The organism is Zhouia amylolytica, assembly GCF_900116365.1.
Lineage (GTDB): Bacteria > Bacteroidota > Bacteroidia > Flavobacteriales > Flavobacteriaceae > Zhouia > Zhouia amylolytica.
The window spans coordinates 1-1,978 of sequence record NZ_FPAG01000017.1; the positions used below are offsets into that span (position 1 = coordinate 1).

The following is a 1,978-nucleotide window of genomic DNA, read 5'->3' on the forward strand; positions in this document are numbered from 1 at the left end:
TTATTGACAGCTAAAAAACAACATCAAACCCTTATAATTCCTTTAAATTAGATTTCTCTAGAAAGGAGGTGTTCCAGCCGCACCTTCCGGTACGGCTACCTTGTTACGACTTAGCCCCAGTTACCGGTTTTACCCTAGGCAGCTCCTTGCGGTGACCGACTTCAGGTACCCCCAGCTTCCATGGCTTGACGGGCGGTGTGTACAAGGCCCGGGAACGTATTCACCGGATCATGGCTGATATCCGATTACTAGCGATTCCAGCTTCACGTAGTCGAGTTGCAGACTACGATCCGAACTGTGATAGGCTTTATAGATTCGCTCCTTGTCACCAAGTGGCTGCTCTCTGTACCTACCATTGTAGCACGTGTGTAGCCCAGGACGTAAGGGCCGTGATGATTTGACGTCATCCCCACCTTCCTCTCGGTTTGCACCGGCAGTCTCGCTAGAGTCCTCAGCATTACCTGCTAGCAACTAACGATAGGGGTTGCGCTCGTTATAGGACTTAACCTGACACCTCACGGCACGAGCTGACGACAACCATGCAGCACCTTGTAAATTGTCCGAAGAAAAAGGTATCTCTACCCCTGTCAATCTACATTTAAGCCCTGGTAAGGTTCCTCGCGTATCATCGAATTAAACCACATGCTCCACCGCTTGTGCGGGCCCCCGTCAATTCCTTTGAGTTTCACTCTTGCGAGCGTACTCCCCAGGTGGGATACTTATCACTTTCGCTTAGCCACTGAGTCCGAAAACCCAACAGCTAGTATCCATCGTTTACGGCGTGGACTACCAGGGTATCTAATCCTGTTCGCTCCCCACGCTTTCGTCCATCAGCGTCAATAAATTGTTAGTGATCTGCCTTCGCAATCGGTATTCTAAGTAATATCTATGCATTTCACCGCTACACTACTTATTCTAACCACTTCACAATCATTCAAGACTAACAGTATCAAAGGCAATTTTACAGTTAAGCTGCAAACTTTCACCTCTGACTTATTAGCCCGCCTACGGACCCTTTAAACCCAATGATTCCGGATAACGCTTGCATCCTCCGTATTACCGCGGCTGCTGGCACGGAGTTAGCCGATGCTTATTCTTACAGTACCGTCATCACTCTACACGTAGAGCTTATTCTTCCTGTATAAAAGCAGTTTACAACCCATAGGGCAGTCTTCCTGCACGCGGCATGGCTGGATCAGTCTTCCGACCATTGTCCAATATTCCTCACTGCTGCCTCCCGTAGGAGTCTGGTCCGTGTCTCAGTACCAGTGTGGGGGATCTCCCTCTCAGGACCCCTACCTATCGTCGCCATGGGGTGCCGTTACCACTCCATCTAGCTAATAGGACGCATGCCCATCTTTTACCACCGTAGTTTTAACTGTTCAAATGATGCCACTAAACAGTATTATGGGGTATTAATCCAAATTTCTCTGGGCTATCCCCCTGTAAAAGGTAGGTTGCATACGCGTTACGCACCCGTGCGCCGGTCTCAAGTTCGTTAGCAAGCTAACTTACTCTACCCCTCGACTTGCATGTGTTAGGCCTGCCGCTAGCGTTCATCCTGAGCCAGGATCAAACTCTTCGTTGTTAATCTTTAAATATTATTACCAACTTAAAGTCCTTACTCAAGTATGACGTTGTCTTTTTTGTTTTAATTCTTGTCTTACCAAAAATTGTGCTGTCAACAATAAATCAATGAACTTTTATAATCTTTATAAACTTTCGTTCTTTTCTCTCGCTCTACCCTTTCGTAAAGCGGGTGCAAATATAGAAACTCTTTTTCATTCCGACCAAACTTTTTTTCATTTATTTTTGAAAAATTTTTCAGGCCTCTCATTCCTCTCTACATCGCCAATTTCTCTATGAACTTGCGCCCTTTAAAACTCGGTATTTCGTGTCTCGCAAAGCGGCTGCAAATGTAAAAACTCTTTTTGTTTCCGGCAAACATTTTTTTCAATTTTTTTTGAAAATTTTTGTC

At 45.8% G+C, this 1,978-nt stretch carries 1 rRNA gene; it reads right to left on the minus strand.

Annotated elements, in window-relative coordinates:
* Nucleotides 1-61: 61 nt before the first annotated feature.
* Nucleotides 62-1,588, minus strand: a 16S ribosomal RNA gene (locus BM361_RS16810).
* Between the last annotated feature and the right edge of the window lie 390 nt (nucleotides 1,589-1,978).